This is a genomic window from Rhodococcus sp. I2R (assembly GCF_020889545.1).
In the GTDB taxonomy this organism is placed as follows: Bacteria; Actinomycetota; Actinomycetes; order Mycobacteriales; family Mycobacteriaceae; genus Rhodococcoides.
This window is the reverse complement of sequence record NZ_JAHUTG010000007.1, coordinates 1-19476: the sequence shown is the minus strand read 5'-3', so window position 1 is coordinate 19476 and position 19476 is coordinate 1. Positions and strand designations below refer to the sequence as shown.

Genomic DNA, 19476 nt, shown 5'->3' with positions numbered 1-19476 from the left:
TCGGTGTGGTTCAGCGAATGATTCTCGGCATGTCCACTTACCGCGGTACCCAACTCGACCCGCACCTGGTGGCCGGATTGTCCGGTCAATTCGCCTCCCTCGGTGATCAGCTGCGGCGACTCTCCGGCGACCTCGGCGCCCTGCACGCGCAACTGGTGGCCCAGCCGGTCCAAGCACCCCCGCCGGTCCAAGCACCCCCGCCGGTCCAAGCACCCCAGCCGGTCCAAGCACCCCGGCAGCCTCTGCCTCAGCCGGGGCGCCCGCGGTGGGACACCGGCCCCCAACCGATGCCGCCACACTCCCGCCCCCGGGCTGAACCGGTGGTTACCCCTCCAGCGCGCCGCGTTGAGGTGCGCGCGCCACGAGTAGAAAAGACGCCGTGGTGGCAACGCGACGGCGTGATCAGCCGCGTTCTGGCCGTCGCCGGTGCGGGTGTGACTCTCGTCGGTGTCGTGATGCTGCTGATTCTGGCGGCGCAGGCCGGCTGGTTCGGTCCGGAACTGCGCGTCGGCGTCGGCGCAGTGTTCTCGATCGCCCTCGTCTACATCGGATCTCGCGTCTTCGGTAAGCCTGGTGGTCGTGTCGGCGGGATCGCGGTCGCAGCCACGGGCATTGCCGGTCTCTACCTCGACGTGGTTGCGATGACGGTGATCTACGAGTGGCTGGAAACATCGATCGGTCTCGTTGCCGCGTTCGGTATCGCCGCCGCCGGTGTCGCGCTGGCGGTCTCGTGGCGATCGCAGGCCATGGCGGTACTCATTCTGACCGGAGTAGCACTCTGCGCGCCGGTGTTGACCGGAGGAATCACTCCGGCGCTGGTCTGCTTCTTCGCCGCGACGTTCGTGGCAAGTTTTGCCGCCCAGCTGGGACGAGACTGGCCCATTCTGGGCGCCGTTCGCACGGTACCGATCGTGGTGGTCTCGCTGATCGCCATCGCGCAGGCCGGGTTGGGCGATATCTCCGATATCGATGCGCTGATCCTTCTCATCGTCTCCGCCGTGGTAGCGGCGTTCGGGCTCGGCAGCTCCGCCGCTCTGCTCCGTCGCAACAACGCCGACACCATGGCGACTGCCACGATAGGCTTTGCGGCTCTACCGATTCTGGCTGCTGGCACCATGTTCGGAACGTGGACGGCGTCCATCATCGAGTCGACTGTGGCACTCGTTGCCGTCATCACGCTCGTCGCGCTGCGGTGGCTGCCGCGGAACGCCAGAGTGGTGCTCACGACCATCGGATCCCTGGCGCTGCTACAAGCGGTCCTCCTGCCGACGGCGGTCGACTATCGGCCCCTTGCACTGTTGGTCGTCGCTGCAGTGCTGGTCGTCGCCGCGCAGCGGTCGCGGTCACGGTTGGCCTATTTCACTTCAGCTGCCTTCGCGGCACTCGGGACGGTGGGATTTCTGCTGGTCAGTCCACCTGCCTCGGTGGTGGACTCCGCCCATGCTGCAGGTGGATACGGGGTGGTGCTTGCGGGATTCCTGCTGGTTGCGCTCGCGGTCGGAATGGTTCGAGTGGCAGCGGAATTGGAGATCGCCGACGCCAATCTCGGGGCCTGCTGGATCATCGCGGGACTCGTCGCGATCTATGCGAGCACCGCGGCAACCGTTGCGCTCGGTATCGCAGCCCTCGGCGGCGAGACCGGGTTCGTCGCCGGCCATTGCGCGGCGACAATCGCATGGATGGCGGCGGCGATGGCGTTGCTTGCGCTCGGTCTGCGCAGCGAAAAGTACGCGCATATCGCGCTCATGGCGGGTCTGTCATTGACAGCGGCATCGGTGGCGAAACTGTTTCTGTTCGACCTCGGTGCACTCGACGGAATGTTCCGAGTGGGAGCCTTCATCGTCGTCGGGTTGCTCCTACTGCTTGCGGGCACCCGGTATGCGCGCCGGTTCGCGCACGTGACCGAGGCCTCCAGCCCCGTGTAGCGGTCCGCTCCCCAGGTTCGCGAGCGCCGGAGTTACCTCCGGCGCTCGCGCGCGAGCAGTTCACTGACGCTCAGAGCCTGACTTCCACCACGGTGCCGGCCGCTGTCGGCGTCGGAGTTCCGGGTCGACGAGTCCTCGGGCGCTCGTCTCGAGGCGCGTCGGGTGGAGTTTTCCGAATCCGAAGAGCCGGCGGGGTTCTCGACATCGTCCGGCTCCGGGCGAGGTGCGTTGCGGGTGGAGATGTCGTACCGGGCGCGAGGGGCGGTCGCCGCACGCGGCGAACGTGCCGATCCGTTGGGCGTTCCCTGGGACTGCGAGTAGCCGCGAACCCCTCCGGTGGGTTGCTCACCGCGAACCTCACGGGGCGCTGCGGTCTCACTACCGAGCGCGTTCGGCTCGACCGTGACGGTGCCGTTGCGCTCGGTGCCGTTGGTCTCGCCGCGGTGGCCGTTTCGATCGGGTACTGGCGAGGATTCCGGCTCACTCGCCGACGACGACCGGGTGGATGGCCATGCGGTGCCGTTGCTCGAGTCCGCCCGCCGCCGACCTCGCTTCGGCTCGCTGGCATCCTTCTGTTCGCCGGTACCGGCACGGTCGCCCTCGTCGAGGGGTTGCTGCTCGGTGCGCGGGGCGTTGGACGGCGCCCTCAGATCCGCCAGCCAGCTTTCGATGGACCGAGGATCCGGCGTCGACTCGGCGTTGACGATCGGCCTGGCCTGACGCGCCGGCTCGCGCGGTACCTGCGGCTGGCGAGGCGAGGTGTCCTGGTTTGGCGGCGGGGTAGCCGATTCGGCGCTGCTGACGGGCACCGGGCCAGGGGTGTGGGGTGCAGGGCTGTAGGGTGCGGGGCTGTCGGCTGGGGGGACCGCCGGGGCGTGCGCGGGCCTACCGGTGACCGATCGTCGCTCGTCCTCGCGGGCGGCATGAGTCGCTCTGATCGGGCCGGACCCGGTCGGGGAGACGACGGGGATCGGCTCGGTCAACGGCTCGTTGCGAGGCGCGGCCGAATCGCCTTTCGATGCAGCCGCCGGCGCTGCCCCCGCCATCACGAGTTCGGGGATATCGCCGGACACGACTTCGTCGTCGAGGACCGTTTCGCCCAGTCCCAGCTTCTGCTGAATGCGCTTCATCCACTGCGGTGCCCACCAGCAATCGTCGCCGAGCAGCTTCATCGTTCCAGGCACGAGGAACATACGAATGACGGTGGCGTCGATGATGAGCGCGGCGATCATGCCGTACGCGATGTACTTCATCATGACCAGCTCGGAGAACGCGAACGCGCCGGTCACCACGATGAGAATGAGCGCGGCGGCAGTGATGATGCGGCCGGTGTGCGAGGTTCCGATGCGGATGGCCTCGCTGGTGCTCGCGCCCTTGTCGCGCGCTTCGACCATGCGTGAAACAAGGAACACTTCGTAGTCGGTCGAAAGCCCGAACACGATGGCAATGATCAGCACCAGAACTGGTGCCATGATCGGACCGGGCGTGAAGTTCATCAATCCCGCACCGTTGCCTTCGACGAAGATCCAGGTCAAGATACCCATCGTCGCGCCAAGTCCGAGCGTCGTCATGAGGACGGCCTTGATCGGCAACACCAACGATCCGAACGTCAAGAACATGAGCAGGGTGACGACGAGAACGACGAGGATCGCCATCAACGGAAGATTGTCGATGAGGGCCGTGATCGAGTCCTGCTCGATGGCGGGCGTGCCGGTCACCATCACCGTCGCACCCTCGGGCACGTCGATACTTCGGAGGTAATCGATCGTGGCCGTGGCGTCGTTGCGGTCGACGAGCCCGGCCTTGAAGACGATTATCCCGTCCTTGCTGGCGCCGGTGGGAGAGAACTTCTCGACCAGCCCAGGTGCCTGGTTGGCCTGCCCGGTGATTGCCGCGAGATTCGGGCCCTGCGCATCTTCGATGACGAGCTTGATCGGCTCGGTTCGCTGGCCGGGGAACAGCTCGTCGAACTCGGCCTGCGCTTCCCGGGTGACGTTGTTCGGTGGGAGGTAGGTCTCGTTGATACCACCGAACTTGATGTTGCCCACGGGCAAGGTGAGCAGGACGAGGCCGAGAACGATGGGGACGGTGACCTTGACCGGGTTGCGCATGACCCAGCGGGTCAGCGTGCCCCACATGCCGTTCTCGATTTCCTCGGACGACTTGGTCTTGCGCATGAACTTGAAGCCGAGGGCGTCGACCCGGGGCCCCAATACGGCCAGCATGGCGGGAAGAATCGTGATCGCGGTGAGGGCGGCGAGCGCAACGGTCGCGATGGATCCGTACGCGACCGATTTGAGGAAGCCCTGGGGGAAAAGCAGGAGACCACCGAGACTGGCGACGATCATGGTCGCCGAGAACACGACGGTGCGGCCCGCTGTCATGACCGATCGTCGAACAGCCTGCTGCGTGGTGCGGCCGTCGCCGAGTTCCTCGCGGAATCTCGACACGATGAAGAGCCCGTAGTCGATCGCGAGACCGAGCCCCACCAGTGAGACAACAGGGGCCACGAAACTGTTGACTTCGGTGAAGTTGGTGAAGAGCTTGACGATGCCGTTGGCGCTGACGACCGTCAGGCCGCCGACGATCAGGGGAAGCGCAGCGGCGACGACGCCGCCGAAGATGAAGAACAGCAGTATCGCGACGGCCGGGATGGCCAGCAGCTCCATCCGCTTGATGTCGTTCGCCATTGTCGACTGAAGTGCGCCGGCAACAGCCTGCAGACCGGTGACCTGCACGTCGACGCCGTCGATGTAGAAGACATCCTTGACAGCCTGGAAATTGTTGGTCAGTTCGGTGTCGTTGTCGCCGACTATCGCGATGCTGGCGATGGCGTGTGTTCGGTCGGCCGTCGCCAAAGCAGGCGCACTGGCCACCCCGTCGACCCGGAAGTAGGTGCCGTTGATGCGGTCGATCTGCTCGGGATTGTCCGCGACGAGGGAGTTGAGACTGTCGGTGACCTTGGCGTTGAACTCCGGATCGTCGACGGTCGAACCCTCTGGAGCGGTGTAGAGAACGATGACGTCTGCCTGCTTGTCGCGCCCGAAGGTCTCATCGGCCAGTCGAGCTGCCTGGACCGACTCCGAGCCCGGATCGTCCCAGCCGCTCTGGCTCAGATGGTCGTTGAGATCGAGACCGTAGGCTGCGAAGCCCAGCAACGCGGCCACCATGACTCCGATGACCGTGAACCGCAAGCGGTGGACGAGGTCTCCCCATCTGGCGAACACTTAAGAAACTCCTTGGCGCCCGACGAGCAGGGCGGACAGTGGGCGGAACGGCTGCAACCAGGCACCCTCGTCCGGCAGCGAGTCCAGGCTCACCCGTGGCAATGGCTCCCGGAAGACACCAGGAATGTCCTCGAGGTCGAGAAACTCCAGGGTCTCGGACGTGACCGCCCAGCTTGCGTGCTCACGGAAGCCGAGCACATGGACGGGTACACCCGTTGCAGCGATGCTCTCCAACGGCTCACGAAACGCCTGCCCGTCCGCGGACGCGACCATGACTCCGGCAAGCCCACCGTCACGATTACGCAGATCGATGTGGTCGAGCATGTCGGCGTCGACGTCGCTGTCCTCGTCGATCTTCGGCTTGGCGAACACCGCGAAGCCCACGTTACGCAACGCCTCGACCCATGGGCGAACTACATCAGCGCTGCCCGGAGCGATGTTCGTGAACACTGTGGCTTCGGGTTCGAGTGTGGATTGCCCGTCCACGGACAGTTCTGCGGTGCGCTGAAGGAGCCATCGGCCCAGCGCATCGAATCGTGGGCGGTAGGCGGCCGTCGGGCGGCCACCGAGGATGGCGCCGAGACCCATGTCGAGGTTCGGTGCGTCCCACACCAACAGAACCCGCTTGGTGTGGCGAGAATCACCCGTGTCGAGCGCGGGCGCGAGGGGAGGTGTGGGGTCCGGAACATCACCGTTGTAGCTCATCGTGGGCTCTTCCCCCATATCAACTCCGTCACCGAGCTGCCTACAAGTTGGGCTTTGCCCTCGAACTTGGTGATCGGCCGCTCGTGTGTCATCGGAGACTCCCAGTCGAGAACGGTCAAGCCGGGCTCAGCGTTCCCCGCCTCGGCAATCCATTCTGCATACTCGGCATGGTCGGTGGCTACGTGCAGAACGCCACCGGGTTCGAGGCGGTCCGCGATCATCGCGAACGTCGGCCCCTGCAGCAGTCTGCGTTTGTGGTGGCGCGCTTTCGGCCACGGGTCGGGAAAGAAGACGCGCACACCGGTGAGTGACTCCGACGTCAGCATGTTCTCGAGGACATCCATGGCGTCACCGCGCAGCAGGCGAACGTTGTCGATACCGTCCCGTTCGATCTGCTGCAGGGTCTGTGCCAAGCCGGGGCGGTAGACCTCGACCGCCATGAGATTGATGTGTGGTTCGGCGGTGGCCATGGCCGTCGTCGCGGTTCCGGTGCCCGAGCCGATCTCGAGGATCGTCGGCGCATGACGTCCGAACCAGGCGTCGACGTCAATGTGCTCGTTCGCGACATCACGTCCGATTCGCGGCCACAAGGCATCCCACGTCTGCTGTTGCGCGTCGGTCAGCGCGCCTCGCCGCGAACGGAAGCTGGTCACGCGCGGGTACAGGCGATTGCCGCGGTCGAGACTCTGCGCCTCCGCAGGCTGCGCGGCCGGCTCGGCGTCGGAAGACCGCACGCTTGACGTGTTGTCGGACCCTGATCCGAGGTCGTGGGCGGTACTCCGTGCGTCGTTCACGCGTCCATTGTCGCGCATCGAGCGCGCGTGTGACAGGTGGGTCTCGAGTTGTGGTTGAGACTTATGGTGTCGATGCAGGCCAGAGCCCTTGCATTGGCAGCGGCGTGTCGGTGTCCTGTGCGAGAATTGGCGACCGCGACGGGTGGGGACCGGTCGTTCACTGTGAGCTGAACCGGGGGGAAACGTGAACGGCGTGTCATCGGATCGTGTTCGAGCACTCGCGCAGGTGGTGGGTGATCCACGGATCCAACAGGAAATCCGGATCGCTGCCGACGCGTGTTTCGCGCCGATACGAGTACTGGTATCCGGGCGAACCGGAGTGGGGAAGTCATCGGTGCGTGCCGCGCTCCACACCCGTCACGATGTCGGGCTGGGCGAGGTAGTGGTGGAGGCAGCGTCGATCGACGTTCCCCGCGCGCCTGACCCCGAACTCGACGGGGATGTGATCGTCCATGTACTTGCCGGCGGCGTACACCGAGCCGATGTCGACGCAGTGGCCCAAGCGATCGAACGTGCGGCGGCTGAGTTGGTGGTCGTGCTCGCCAAGGCGGACACCGTCGACGATCCCGAACTTCTCGTCGAGCAGATGTCTGCGGCGATGGGCGTGACGGTGTTTCCGCTGATGAGCACCATCGCCGTCAGCCTCGCGCAAGGTAAACCGGAGAGCTTCGACGCGCTTCGTGCCATCGCCCGGGCCGTGACTGCAGAGATGTTGCTGACGCCGGACCGCTTCGTCGCGGCCGACCTTCCGGTGTCGCGGCACGAAAGACTCGAACTTCTGGGGCACCTCGAGACATTCGGTATCGGGGTGGTGACTGCGGCCCTGCTGGAGAACTCGGCCACCGAGGACGCGATTCTGCGCGTGTTGCTCGCACGGAGGAGCGGCATCGACGATGTGGCCCAGGCCGTGAAGGAAGCCGTCGACGGCGTCCAGGTGCAGCGCGACGGCCGGTTGCTGCACCGGTTGACCGAACTGGCGGTGCAGAACCCCGCGAGCTGCCCCGAGATCGAGCAGTACCTGGCCTCGGACGAAGCGGTTGTTGCAGTCATGCGAGCCGCTCTGCACGCACTGGGCGAGCCGGAAACGAATCTGCCCACGTACGAGACGGTGCAGCTGTGGCATGAACGCTTCCGGTCCGCGGGCTCGCCCGCGCAGGCACGGGCCGCCCTCGCCGTTGCGCGCGGCTACATGCGGTTGGCAACGCGATGATCGACATCCCCTCCGATATGGACAGCGTCGTCAAGCGGTGGTATCCGGCAGGTGTCGATCTGGTGGCCGCCGCAAGACGAGCCGAACCCGCAGGGGTCTTCGTCACGGGAATGCCCGGTTCCGGTGTCACCACCGTGGCGACCGAGCTCGATGCAATGGCCGAGACGAACCTCGGGGCGCCCCTCGAACGCGCACGCGAGGTGGACTCGGCCGCCGCCGTGCTCTTCGTGGTCGACGCGTCGGCGCCGCTCGGTCGCCGCGCGCTCACCGATCTCGCTCCGGCACTGCACTCCACCACGGTCGCGATTGCCGTCAACAAGACGGACGTCCACCGGGACTGGCGTGCAGTGCATGAGGTGATTGCGCAGTCTGTCGCCGAACACGTCCCCAGGGCTGTCGACGTGACGCTCTGGCCCATCTCGGCCAAGCTTGCGGAGAGAGCGCGCATCGCGATCGACCCGAGGATGCGTTCGGCGCTGCTCGAGGAGTCCGGGTTCGAGGATGTTCTCGCGCACCTCGTCCGGGCGCTGTCGCAGTCGCAATCGTTGCTTCGCGACCGCAAGTACAACGCCGCCGTTCATGCCGCCGCCGCAGGAGCACGCCACGAGATCGTCGACAAGGCGCGTGCAGTGACGAGCGGGGCGACGACGGTGGCACTGCGCAGTGAACGCGCGCGGCTGGCGGATATGCGCGATCGCGCTCGGACGGATAGGGCAACGGCACTGCGCAGCAGGCTGCAGTTGACTCGGTCGGAGTTGGTGCACGACCTGGGGCAGTCCATTCGGCAGTTCTCCACCGCAGCGCGGGAGTCGATCGATGCGGCGAACAGGGCGGAGCTGACGCATCTTCAGCAACACCTGGGCGAACAACTGCAGCAAGCCGCGTCCAAGGTCGAGGACCGTCTCGGCGACCGGCTTCGTGCCATCGACGCCGACCTCGAGCTGGCCGCCGAGCTACCAGCCCCGCCGGAAGCAGCCAGCGAACAGCCCGGACCCAGTCCTCGGCGACGAGGCGTCGAAGACAAGATGATGATTCTTCTCGGCGCCTCGGCCGGTGTTGGCCTGGGGCGGATCGCGATGTCGCCGATCGAGATGGTGCCGGCCCTCGATATCGCCGTCGTACCTGTCTCACTCGTGCTCGGCGCACTGTGTGCGTGGTGGTTGGTGAGATCGCGAAGGTTGGTGGCCGATCGAGCGCATCTGCGAGCCTGGGTGGCCGAGGCTGCGGTGTCGACCAAGTCGGCGGTCGAACAGAGCGCGCTCGGTCGCATCCTCGCGGCCGAGTCGGTGTTTTTCGCGGCCTCGCACCAATCCGCTCGGGCGAGCGCAGCCGCCGCAGAGTCGGAGCTGGAACGAGTCGAAGCCGAACTCCGGGCCGCCGCTGAGCAGCGCGCCGCTGTCCTCGCCGCATGCGACCGTGACCTGATGGCTCTCGAACGTGGCCTGGAGAAGTTCGATCTTCCCGCGCGGACGGAACCGACGGGGCCCCGTGCGCGTCTGAGCAGTTAGAAGAGAACGTCGTCACGATTGGAGTTCGAGCATGGACATCGATGAGGCGTTGCTTCTGGGAGCCGACCTGACCGACCCAGTCGGTGCCGAACCGGACGCGAGCTCGGCTGCGGTTGCCGGTGTCGGTGGGGTGTCGAGTTTCGGAGCGAACGGTGTCGAGCTTTTCGACGTGGACGGGGACTCGTATTTCGAGAGCCGAGTGAGCTACACGGATGCGGGAATGACGGTCGCACGGGACCGTGACCTCGACGGTGTGATCGATACGTTCACCACCATCGGACGTGGCGGGCATTACCAATCCTGGGAGATCCTGCGAGCCGCCGACGGGTCCGCGCGCTGGGAGCAGACAAGCGAAGGAGAGGTCTTCGACTAGGGCAGGCATATGTATTGACATGGCTCTGCGCCAGTTCGGGGACTGTTCGGCCCCGCTTGCACGCGAGCTGAATCGTTTCTGTGACCAATCGGACAACACCCTGGTGCCGGAAGAGTGACATCCACCGTTAACCTAGGTTCAGGACACCCGGCGCCCGTGTCCTCGATTGACGTTGCCGGTACTATGCGGTATACGCGGATCGAGTGATCGGGCAGCTCCCCACCGAGAGGGGAAGGTCAGATCTGCAAACGCCTCGCTGTAATGCCCGCCAGCGAACGAGTGTTGAATCTGGTTCCGGCTCACCCCAGGAGAGTTAGATGACCTCAGCGACCATTCCCGGTTTGAGCGGCACTGACGCCGCCCCGCCCACCCAGCACCGCGAGCTTCTCGCTTGGGTACAGCAGGTGGCAGAACTCACCGAGCCGGATCGTGTGGTCTTCGCTGACGGCTCCGACGAGGAGTGGGAACGGCTCACCACAGCGTTGGTCGAGGCCGGCACGTTCACTCGTCTCAACGACGAGAAGAAGCCCAACTCGTTCCTGGGCAATTCCGATCCGTCCGACGTCGCCCGTGTCGAGTCGCGCACCTACATCTGTTCCGAGCGCGAGATCGACGCCGGGCCCACCAACAACTGGATGGATCCGGCCGAGATGCGCGGCCTCATGACGGACCTGTACCGCGGCTGCATGCGCGGACGCACGTTGTACGTCGTTCCTTTCTGCATGGGGCCGCTCGGCGCCGATGATCCCAAGCTGGGCGTCGAGATCACCGACTCCGAGTACGTCGTCGTATCGATGCGTGTGATGACGCGCATGGGATCCGCTGTTCTGGACAAGCTCGGTACCGACGGATTCTTCGTCAAGGCGCTGCACTCGCTCGGCGCACCCCTCGCCGAGGGCGAGGACGACGTGCCCTGGCCGTGCAACGAAACCAAGTACATCACCCACTTCCCGGAGTCGCGCGAGATCTGGAGCTACGGCTCCGGTTACGGCGGCAACGCGCTGCTCGGCAAGAAGTGCTACTCGCTGCGTATCGCCTCGGCGATGGCCCGCGACGAGGGCTGGCTCGCCGAGCACATGCTGATCCTCAAGCTGATCTCTCCCGAGGACAAGGCCTACTACGTTGCTGCGGCGTTCCCGTCGGCGTGTGGCAAGACCAACCTCGCGATGATCCAGCCGACCATTCCGGGCTGGCGAGCCGAAACCATCGGCGACGACATCGCGTGGATGCGCTTCGGCGAGGACGGGCGCCTGTACGCCGTCAACCCGGAATTCGGCTTCTTCGGTGTCGCACCCGGTACCAACTGGGATTCGAACCCCAACGCGATGAAGACCATCGACCAGGGCAACTCCGTGTTCACCAACGTCGGTCTCACCGACGACGGCGACGTCTGGTGGGAGGGGCTCGAAGGCACCCCGCAGCACCTGATCGACTGGAAGGGCAACGACTGGACGCCCGAGTCCGGCGAGAACGCCGCACACCCCAACTCGCGCTACTGCGTCCCCATGGCCCAGTGCCCGTCGATGGCAGCGGAATGGGACGACCCGCAGGGTGTGCCGATCTCGGCAATCCTGTTCGGTGGACGACGCAAGACGACCGTCCCCCTGGTCACCGAGGCCCGCGACTGGCAGCACGGCGTATTCATGGGCGCCACCGTCGGCTCCGAGCAGACCGCTGCCGCCGAGGGCACCGTCGGTACCATTCGACGCGATCCGATGGCGATGCTGCCGTTCCTCGGATACAACGTCGGTGACTACTTCCAGCACTGGATCGACCTCGGCAAGAACGCTGACGACTCCAAACTGCCGAAGGTGTTCTACGTCAACTGGTTCCGCCGCGGAGACGACAAGCGCTTCCTCTGGCCAGGATTCGGTGAGAACTCCCGCGTCCTCAAGTGGATCGTCGAGCGGATCGAGCACAAGGCTGCGGGTGTGGAGACGCCGATCGGTGTGGTTCCCACCGCCGACGCTCTCGACATCGACGGCCTGGACGTGTCCACGGCCGACGTAGCAGAGGCGCTCGCAGTGAACGTCGACGAGTGGAAGGCGGAGATCCCCCTGATCCAGGAGTGGTTCGACTTCGTCGGCGAGAAGCTGCCCACCGGCATCCAGGACGAGTTCGACGCCCTCAAGCAGCGTTTGGGCTAGAGCAGCATGTAAACACCTCCGCCGCCCGTACATACGGGCGGCGGAGGTGTTTTCACATGTATCGGTGCTTCACATGTATCCCGGCGGCATGAGGACCGACTTGAGTTCGCAGTAGGCGTCGAGACCCTCGGGCCCGCTTTCGCGTCCGATACCGGAGTTCTTGTACCCGCCGAAAGGTGATCCGGGGTCGAAGGCGTACCAGTTGATTGCGTATGTGCCGGTCCGAATCTGGGCAGCAACTTCCAGGCCTCGGTCGATATCGGTCGTCCACACCGAGCCTGCGAGGCCGTAGTCGGAATCGTTCGCGATCTTGATCGCCTCGTCCACCGAGTCGTAGGGGATGACAGCGAGCACCGGGCCGAAGATTTCCTCCCGTGCGATGGTCATCGAGTTGTCGACGTCGGCGAAAATCGTGGGCTCGACGTACCAGCCGGTGCTGAGGCCCTCGGGGCGTCCGCCGCCGCACACGATCCGAGCGCCCTCCTCTTTTCCTTTCGCGATGTATCCCTCGACGCGATCGCGCTGCTTCTTCGAGATCAGTGGACCCATCTGTGTCGCAGGGTCTTTGGGATCGCCGACGGTCATCCATCCGAGTCCGGCGACCATGGCGTCGAGAATTTCGTCGTACCGTGAGCGCGGCGCGAGGATGCGGGTCTGCGCCACGCATGCTTGCCCACTGTTCATCAGACCCGACATCAGCAGCATCGGCATCGTCGACGCAATGTCCATGTCGTCGAGCAGGATTGCTGCGGACTTGCCGCCGAGTTCGAGTGAACACCGCTTCAGTTGCTGGGCGGCGATGGTCCCGATGGATCGCCCGACGGCTGTGCTGCCGGTGAACGTCACCTTGTCGACGTCGGGATGCGATACCAGATATTCGCCGGTTTCCGCTCCGCCGGGGAGCACCGACAGGACTCCTTCCGGAACGCCGGCCTCGGTGATGATGTCGGCCAGCAGGTTCGCGCCGAGTGGGGTCTCGGGTGCAGGTTTGAGCAGTACCGAGCAGCCTGCGAGCAGAGCGGGCGCGAGTTTGTTGACGGCGAGGAACAGGGGCACGTTCCATGCGATGACGGCCGCGACGACGCCGACTGGTTCGCGTGTGACGCGGGTCTGTCCGAAGGCGCCGTGCCGGGTCTCCTGCCAGGGGAAGGTCTCGGCCAACTGGCTGCAGTAGGCGAGCACCGCCAACGCCGGCGTCTGCTGAAGCATGCCGACCATCGCGTGCGGTGCACCCATCTCGTCCGAGATCACCTCGGTGAGTTCCGCGGAGCGCTCCTCGATGAGTGCGGCGACCCTGGAGAGAACCTGTGCTCGTTCGGTGGGGGCTGAGCGGGCCCAGGGCCCGGATTCGAACGCCGTCCGCGCTGCGGCGACGGCGGCGTCGATGTCGGCGGGAGCTGCGACGGGAGTGCTTCCGACGCGGGCTTCCGTAGCGGGGGAGAAGACCTCGAGTGTCTCCTCGGTCGACGGCGTGGTCCAGTGTCCGCCGATGAACAGTGTGTCGAAGTCGGTCATGCACCGACACTAGAACACGTTATAGAAATTGGGAAGGAGCTATGCCGAAGCCGCGAGGACTGCCGCGCCTGTCAACGTCCCCAGCGCCCCGAGCTTGGCGGGTACGATCTCGAGTCCTCCGAGAAACTTCAGACGCGCATGGAGCGCCGCCGACTCCTGGATCGGATCCCACAGCGGCGGACCTGCCTGCGCGAAACCGCCGCCGATGACGACGAGATTCACGTCGACGAGCGCGACGGCCGAGGCGATGGCTTGCCCGAGGGCAACTCCGGCCCGCTGGAGGGCCGTGATGGGCACGACCTCGCCATCGGCTGCGGCCCCCGCCAGCTCGGCCCCGGTGGTGCCGGTCCACCCTTGTTCCTGGGCCCAGCGCACGGCCGACGGCCCACTCGACACTGTCTCGACGCAACCCAAACCGCCGCACGCGCACGGTGTCGTCGATCCCGGCACCACGATGTGGCCCACGTGGCCGGCGTTGCCGCTGCGTCCCGCCACGATGGAGCCCCCCAGCACGAGCCCGCCGCCGATGCCGGTGGAGACCACGATGCTGAGAACGTCGTCGACGCCCTGGGCTGCGCCGAACTTGTGTTCACCGAGCGCTGCGCAACCTCCGTCCGTGGCCAGCGAAGTCGAGGCCTGTGGGAACTGCTCCTGCACGGCATTCGCGATCGCGAAGCCGTCCTTCCACTCCTCGATGTTGATCGGCGCGACGATACCTTCGGTCGTATCGACCGGTCCGGCGCACGCAATTCCGATTCTGCCGATATCGGCGCCGACAGCAACTGCGTCGAGTAGGTCCGTGCACGCCTTCCACACCTCGGCCTTCGGCGTCGGAACCGTCAACGCCTCGCCTGGCCTGCCGTCGTCTCCGACGATGGCCGCGGTCATCTTGGTTCCTCCGATATCCAATGCCAGCGCAGTCATCTTTCCAACGTACTCACAGCATCAGTGCGCCCGGAAGACGAGCACGAGGTTGCTGGCGAGTAGCTCGCGCAGTCCGGGTATGCGGATGAGCCACCAAGCCCAGCGCGGGTGGTAGCGCGGGAATGCGGCGACGAGGGTTCCGTTCGGGGTTGCTCGCGCCCATCGAAGTCCGTCGGCGGCGCCGATGTCGAACAGGGATTCGCCGAATCGGTTCTTCGGTTCTTGCCCGTGGGTACGGGCGTAGCGGCGGGCGGCGTACTCCCCGCCGAGGTAGTGCCACGGCCTGGTTTCGTGGCCTCCGAACGGGCTCAACCACAGGGTGTAGGACAGCACTGTCATCCCGCCGGGTTTGGTGACGCGCAGCATCTCCTCGGCCATGAGCCACGGGTCGCGGACGTGTTCGGCGACGTTGGAGGAGAAGCAGATGTCGACGCTGCTGGTTCGGAAGGGCAGCGCCATTCCAGATCCGCGGACGCTGCCGTGCACGGTGAGGCCGGCGGCGTGCATTTCGGAGGCGTCGTGTTCGACCGGGAAGTACTGGGCTCCGTGGGCGTGGAAGACCTCGGCGAAGTATCCGGGTCCGCCGCCGACGTCGAGGACGACACGCTCGTGCAGCGTCTCGCCGGTCAGACCTCGGTAGAGATCACCGACCAGTTCGACGGAGTCCCTGGCCAGCGCCCCGTAGAAGACGTCGGGTGCAGTTTGTTCGTGGCCGAAGTCGCGCAGCAGCCCGACCGATCGCTGCAGGGTGGCTCGCTGTGCGAACAGCTGCGTGACCGCCGATCGGCCCCGGATACCTGTGCGCACGAGCAAGAAGACTAGGCGAGGTGTCATGTCGGTCGGTCGTAGGGCCGGTCGAACCGTTAGTGTGTCGTGAAGTTCATGTTCAGCCGCGATGGGAGACGACAAGCGTGCGCGAGGTGCTGTTGCTCTGCTGGCGCGATACCGGTCATCCCCAGGGCGGTGGGAGCGAGCGATATCTCGAGCAGGTGGGCGCCGGTTTGGCTGCCCAGGGAGTGCGAGTGACGCTGCGGACGGCGTCGTATCCGGGTGCTCCCGCCGACGAGGTGGTCGACGGTATTCGCATCAGTCGCGCGGGTGGCCGGTTGTCGGTGTATCCGCGTGCGCTCGGAGCGATCGTTGCCGGGCGTCTCGGCTTCGGCCCGTTGCGGGGGATTCGGCCGGACGCTGTCATCGACACGCAGAACGGCATTCCTTTCTTTTCGCGAATGGTCACCGGCGCGCCGGTGACGTTGCTCGTCCATCACTGTCATCGGGAGCAGTGGCCGGTGGCCGGCCCTGTGATGGCCAAGATCGGATGGTGGCTCGAAAGTAGGGTCTCGCCGCTCGTCCACCGTCGGAACCAGTATTTGACGGTGTCGTTGCCGTCGGCGGACGAGTTGGTGGCGCTCGGGGTTGCCCGTGAGCGCGTTGCCGTCGTCCGCAACGGTGCCGATTCGGTGCCTGATCGCGCCCCGGTGGGCGGTGACCACACTCGGACGCCGTATCCGTCGCTGTCCGTGCTGTCCCGATTGGTGCCGCACAAACAGATCGAGGATGCCCTCGCAGCTGTTGCGGCGCTGCGGTTCCGGATACCGGGTCTGCAGCTCGACATCATCGGCGGCGGCTGGTGGGAGGAGAATCTGCGCGAGCGTGTCGACGAGCTCGGGATCGCGAGCGCGGTGACCTTCCACGGCCATGTCGACGAGGATCGCAAACACGAACTGCTCGGGCGGTCCTGGGTGCATGTGATGCCATCGCGCAAAGAGGGCTGGGGTCTGGCGGTCGTCGAGGCAGCTCAGCACGGCGTACCCACTGTCGGATACCGCAACTCCAAGGGTCTGACCGACTCGATCATCGACGGTGTGACGGGAGTGCTGGTCGGTGGCGCCGGCAGCGAACGCGATGTTCAGGCGCTGACGGATGCGCTCGGTGAACTGCTCGTCGACGCCGACTCCCGTTCGGACCTGGGCGAGAAGGCCCGGGTTCGAGCACGCGAGTTCTCGTGGGAGCAGACCGCGGACGGCGTGCGCAGTGTCCTCGTGGCATCGATGACCGGTACCCACATGTCAGGTCTGGTGGCGTCGAGCCCGGATCGGGCGGGTTACCGCCCACAGCAACCCGCTCACCAGTAGCGCCGCCCAGGCGAGGTGGGCGGCGACGACGAGGTTGGTGGCCGCGTCGCCCGTGTCTACTACAACAGTGCCGGGCACCTTGTACAGCGCGAGCTCGTTGTCTCGGTAGGCAAGATCGAGCTGGTCGAGTGTGCGGGCCGAGTTGCCGAGCTCACCGGGCGTCGTCAGCTCCACCAGCACCCAACCGACGCCCAGTTCACTCAACCGAGTGGCGGGCTCGCCGCCGATCAGGGCGTCCTGGACATCGCGCGCGCGTACTCCCTCACCGCGCACTGTTCCGCCTGCCACCACCAATTCACCGGTCTGCAATACGTCGAGCGGGAGCATGCGCGGAGCGGGGTCGAGAACGGGCGCGTCGCCGCTGTAGGGGAAGAGCCGGAACATCCCGGCCGGGAGAACGGCAACATCGCCGTCGCCGCCCTCGAGCTCGGCGGCAATAGCCGACCACGACGACGGATAGTGCACGGGCATCAGTCGGCCGCTTACTCCCCACACCAGGTCGGGTAGCGCGATGAGGATGGCAAGCACTGCAATCACGGCCGGAAGCCACGCAGAGCGGAGCCTGGCTCCGACCCAGGCCGTACCCGCGGCCGCCGCCAGCACGTAGAACGGCATTGCCAGCGCCACCCACTTCTGCCCGTCGCGCAGCAGTCCGGCCCCGGGCAAATCGGTCGCCGCCCATTCGCCGACACCGATTCCCGGTCCGGTGGCGGCGAGCGCCGGTAGGAGGACCGCGACGGCGGCGAGAAAGGCGAGGACGACGATGATGGGGTGTCCGCGTCGGCGCCAGAGAGGCCTCAGTCCGAGCGCAACGATCGCCAGCAGCAGAGCAGTACCCACCAGGGCGAACAAGGTAGTTCGGCTCGTCGGAACTGCATCGGAGTTCCAGATTCCGCCGAGGCCGGCGAGGCTGCCGAGCGTGCCCAGACCTGGTTCGGCGCGGGCCGCGAACGCTGCGACGCCAGCCGGGTCTGTCCCGACGGTTCCACTGCCGGTCACTGCGGTCGCTGCCAGCCACGGCAGCGAGGCACACCCCGCGAGGGCAGCGGTCAGGCCGATCCTGCGCGCAGAACGACCCGTGGCGACGACGACGAGGGCGGTGACCGCAGCCAGGATCGCACCGGTGGGCGTCAACCCGGCCGCTGCGAGTGACACCGCCAACCAGGCCCATCGCCCGTCCCGCCGACACGCGAGCGCGGCGAGAACGGTCCACGGGAGGGCGGCGTAGCCCACCAGCAGACTCCAATGGCCCTGCAGCAGCCGCTCGGCGACGTATGGATTCCAGATGGCGACGGTCGACGAAACCAGCAGCGCGGGGGTGCCTACGGTCGGGAGCAGGGTGCGCACCATCTGTGCGGCACCCCAGCCGGCCAGCCACAGCGCAAGCAGGACAATCGCTTTGACGACGATACCGCCGTCGGCGACGGTGGACAGTGACGCGACCAGGGCATCCTGGGGAACCGCCCGCGCAGCGGCGTCGGTCGTTCCCAGCGCCGAATCGGTGAGGTAGGACCGCGGGGTGCTGACGGCGTCGCGCAGCAGGAGGTAGCCCGGGCCGAGCATCGGACCGAGGATCAGAACTGACAGCACCAGGCTGTACAGCGCGGGCACCCAGCCGAACCTCGATCCGAACCTCGACCCGTACCAACGCATGACCCAGCACCCTATACCGTGTCCGCATGTCCTCCCGCGCCGTGAGCACGTCGGCGGTCGCCGGAATGACGTACGTGACGATGGGGTCGATGGCCGCCAATGCGGCCTCGTATCTGCTGCACCTGCCGGCCAGCCGACTTCTCGGTGTCGGCGGATATGCGGAGTTCGCGAGCCTCCTCGCGGCGCAGCTCGTGCTCGCAGTGCCGGCGCTGGCATTGCAGTCCGTCGTCGCCCGGGAAGTGGTGCACGGTCGCGGCAGCACCGAACTGCGCACGCTCGGCTATCGCTCGGCTGCGTTGGTGGCGGTGATCGCGGTTCTCCTTGCGCCCGCCGTCGCATGGGCCCTGGACACGGGTGTCCTCGCTACTGCCTCGGCCCTCGTCGTCGCGCCCGTGCTGGTGTTGCTCGCGACGGAGCAGGGCCTGCTGCAAGGCTCTGGCAGATTCGGTCGGCTCAGCCTCGTCCTGGCTGCCGCTGGCCTGGGGAAAGTGGCGCCGGCGGTGGGCGTGCTCGTCCTCGGCGGCGGGCCCGGGCTCGTGCTGGCGGCCAGCGCCCTCGGCACCGCAGTGGTGGCCCTCGGTGCCCGGCTGGCGACGAGTGCGACCGAAGGTAGCCGAAGCGGGTCGACGGGTGTCGTTGTGGTGCTGCGGGCCTCGCAGGTGCAGCTGGCGCTCATCGCGATGTCGGCAGTGGATCTCTTCTTGGCCAAAGCGCTGCTCGATTTGGAACAGGCTGGCCTGTACGCACTCGGTGCGATCGCGACGAAAGCTGCGTTCTGGCTACCGCAGGCCGTCGGCGTGGTGCTGTATCCGCGGATGGCCAACCCCACGGAGTCGGCGGCCGCACTGCGGTCCGCGCTGGCGGTCGTCGCCGGCTTGGGAGCGGTGCTCGTGCTGGGTGCGGCGGTAGCTGCGCCGTTGGTGCCTCTGATCGCCGGCGAGGACTACGCGCCCGTGCAGGAGTATCTGTGGATCTTTGCGCTGCAGGGTGCGTGCCTCGCGCTGCTGCAGAGCGGGCTGCTGTGGGCTATCGCGGGAAACCGGATGTCGCTGGCGTTGGTCGCGTGGGCCGGTCTGGCTGTGGAGGTGGTGTTGCTGCTCACCGTCGCGTCGACACTGGTGCAGTTCGTCGTGATCGCGGCCTCCGTTGCGGCAGTGTGCGCGTTCGTCGTCGGCGCGGTTGCCCTCGTAGGCGCTTCGCGCATGTGAGTGGAAATACATAGTGGGACACGTATTTCCACTCAGTGATACTGGAGTTGTTCGTTGAGGCGGGAGTTTGGCTCGTTTTCGCTCTGACGCCGTTGGCTGTCCTTCATGTGATGTGTCGGCTCTCGCTTCGACGGACAACGTTCACACGCGAC

Annotated in this window: 14 protein-coding genes; 7 read left to right on the top strand and 7 right to left on the bottom strand. The window is 66.2% G+C overall.

The window, feature by feature from the left end:
* The first annotated feature begins 29 nt into the window (after positions 1 to 29).
* Positions 30 to 1925 carry a DUF2339 domain-containing protein gene (locus KVY23_RS08735; RefSeq protein WP_230556102.1) on the top strand — a complete coding sequence of 632 codons (1896 nt, stop codon included), beginning with the start codon at positions 30 to 32 and terminating at the stop codon, positions 1923 to 1925.
* Positions 1926 to 1957: 32 nt separating this feature from the next.
* On the opposite strand, the gene KVY23_RS08730 is transcribed toward KVY23_RS08735, so the two are convergent.
* The 3 genes from KVY23_RS08730 to trmB are packed head-to-tail and all read right to left on the bottom strand — an operon-like array spanning position 1958 to position 6651.
* Positions 1958 to 5152: an MMPL family transporter gene (locus KVY23_RS08730; protein WP_230556101.1), complete on the bottom strand. Its 3195-nt coding sequence runs from the start codon at positions 5150 to 5152 to the stop codon at positions 1958 to 1960.
* Positions 5153 to 5857, bottom strand: a complete 705-nt coding sequence (locus KVY23_RS08725; RefSeq protein ID WP_230556263.1) for an NYN domain-containing protein — start codon at positions 5855 to 5857, stop codon at positions 5153 to 5155.
* Complete coding sequence (gene trmB / locus KVY23_RS08720) at positions 5854 to 6651, bottom strand: tRNA (guanosine(46)-N7)-methyltransferase TrmB (RefSeq protein WP_371829804.1); 798 nt, start codon at positions 6649 to 6651, stop codon at positions 5854 to 5856. Before trmB ends, KVY23_RS08725 begins: the two co-directional genes overlap by 4 nt.
* A 193-nt stretch (positions 6652 to 6844) precedes the next feature.
* On the opposite strand from trmB, the gene KVY23_RS08715 reads away from it, so the two are divergent.
* The 4 genes from KVY23_RS08715 to KVY23_RS08700 all read left to right on the top strand — a co-directional run bounded on the left by KVY23_RS08715 (position 6845) and on the right by KVY23_RS08700 (position 11889).
* Entirely contained in the window at positions 6845 to 7861 is a 1017-nt protein-coding gene (locus KVY23_RS08715) for a hypothetical protein (protein WP_230556099.1), read from the top strand.
* Positions 7858 to 9369: a hypothetical protein gene (locus tag KVY23_RS08710; protein ID WP_230556098.1), complete on the top strand. Its 1512-nt coding sequence runs from the start codon at positions 7858 to 7860 to the stop codon at positions 9367 to 9369. The genes KVY23_RS08715 and KVY23_RS08710 overlap by 4 nt, the downstream gene beginning before the upstream one ends.
* Before the next feature lie 31 nt (positions 9370 to 9400).
* Positions 9401 to 9742, top strand: a complete 342-nt coding sequence (locus tag KVY23_RS08705; protein WP_230556097.1) for a DUF6802 family protein — start codon at positions 9401 to 9403, stop codon at positions 9740 to 9742.
* A gap of 317 nt (positions 9743 to 10059) precedes the next feature.
* Positions 10060 to 11889, top strand: a complete 1830-nt coding sequence (locus KVY23_RS08700; protein ID WP_230556096.1) for a phosphoenolpyruvate carboxykinase (GTP) — start codon at positions 10060 to 10062, stop codon at positions 11887 to 11889.
* A gap of 69 nt (positions 11890 to 11958) precedes the next feature.
* Here KVY23_RS08700 and KVY23_RS08695 read toward each other — a convergent pair whose 3' ends face one another.
* Genes KVY23_RS08695 through KVY23_RS08685 form a run of 3 tightly spaced genes read right to left on the bottom strand, consistent with a single transcriptional unit; the run spans position 11959 to position 15162 of the window.
* On the bottom strand, positions 11959 to 13404 hold the full coding sequence (locus tag KVY23_RS08695; RefSeq protein WP_230556095.1) for an aldehyde dehydrogenase: 1446 nt from the start codon (positions 13402 to 13404) through the stop codon (positions 11959 to 11961).
* A gap of 39 nt (positions 13405 to 13443) precedes the next feature.
* A complete protein-coding gene (locus KVY23_RS08690; RefSeq protein WP_230556094.1) occupies positions 13444 to 14328 on the bottom strand; it encodes an ROK family protein in 885 nt (294 codons plus the stop codon).
* Between the two features lie 21 nt (positions 14329 to 14349).
* Positions 14350 to 15162 carry a class I SAM-dependent methyltransferase gene (locus KVY23_RS08685; RefSeq protein WP_374108704.1) on the bottom strand — a complete coding sequence of 271 codons (813 nt, stop codon included), beginning with the start codon at positions 15160 to 15162 and terminating at the stop codon, positions 14350 to 14352.
* Between the two features lie 77 nt (positions 15163 to 15239).
* On the opposite strand from KVY23_RS08685, the gene KVY23_RS08680 reads away from it, so the two are divergent.
* Complete coding sequence (locus KVY23_RS08680) at positions 15240 to 16463, top strand: glycosyltransferase family 4 protein (protein ID WP_230556092.1); 1224 nt, start codon at positions 15240 to 15242, stop codon at positions 16461 to 16463.
* Here KVY23_RS08680 and KVY23_RS08675 read toward each other — a convergent pair.
* Positions 16398 to 18116: a hypothetical protein gene (locus KVY23_RS08675; protein ID WP_230556091.1), complete on the bottom strand. Its 1719-nt coding sequence runs from the start codon at positions 18114 to 18116 to the stop codon at positions 16398 to 16400. The genes KVY23_RS08680 and KVY23_RS08675 overlap by 66 nt on opposite strands.
* 26 nt (positions 18117 to 18142) lie before the next feature.
* Between KVY23_RS08675 and KVY23_RS08670 the strand changes: the two genes are divergently transcribed.
* Positions 18143 to 19324, top strand: coding sequence for a polysaccharide biosynthesis protein (locus tag KVY23_RS08670; RefSeq protein ID WP_230556090.1), 1182 nt, complete (start codon positions 18143 to 18145; stop codon positions 19322 to 19324).
* Positions 19325 to 19476 lie beyond the last annotated feature (152 nt).

Bases quoted from the DNA above. Each gene is read 5' to 3' on its own strand.
- KVY23_RS08675 (WP_230556091.1), bottom strand. From the start codon at position 18,116: ATGCGTTGGTACGGGTCGAGGTTCGGATCGAGGTTCGGCTGGGTGCCC.
- KVY23_RS08670 (WP_230556090.1), top strand. From the start codon at position 18,143: ATGTCCTCCCGCGCCGTGAGCACGTCGGCGGTCGCCGGAATGACGTAC.
- KVY23_RS08725 (WP_230556263.1), bottom strand. From the start codon at position 5,857: ATGAGCTACAACGGTGATGTTCCGGACCCCACACCTCCCCTCGCGCCC.
- KVY23_RS08700 (WP_230556096.1), top strand. From the start codon at position 10,060: ATGACCTCAGCGACCATTCCCGGTTTGAGCGGCACTGACGCCGCCCCG.
- KVY23_RS08695 (WP_230556095.1), bottom strand. From the start codon at position 13,404: ATGACCGACTTCGACACACTGTTCATCGGCGGACACTGGACCACGCCG.
- KVY23_RS08710 (WP_230556098.1), top strand. From the start codon at position 7,858: ATGATCGACATCCCCTCCGATATGGACAGCGTCGTCAAGCGGTGGTAT.
- KVY23_RS08685 (WP_374108704.1), bottom strand. From the start codon at position 15,162: ATGACACCTCGCCTAGTCTTCTTGCTCGTGCGCACAGGTATCCGGGGC.
- KVY23_RS08705 (WP_230556097.1), top strand. From the start codon at position 9,401: ATGGACATCGATGAGGCGTTGCTTCTGGGAGCCGACCTGACCGACCCA.
- KVY23_RS08690 (WP_230556094.1), bottom strand. From the start codon at position 14,328: ATGACTGCGCTGGCATTGGATATCGGAGGAACCAAGATGACCGCGGCC.
- KVY23_RS08735 (WP_230556102.1), top strand. From the start codon at position 30: ATGTCCACTTACCGCGGTACCCAACTCGACCCGCACCTGGTGGCCGGA.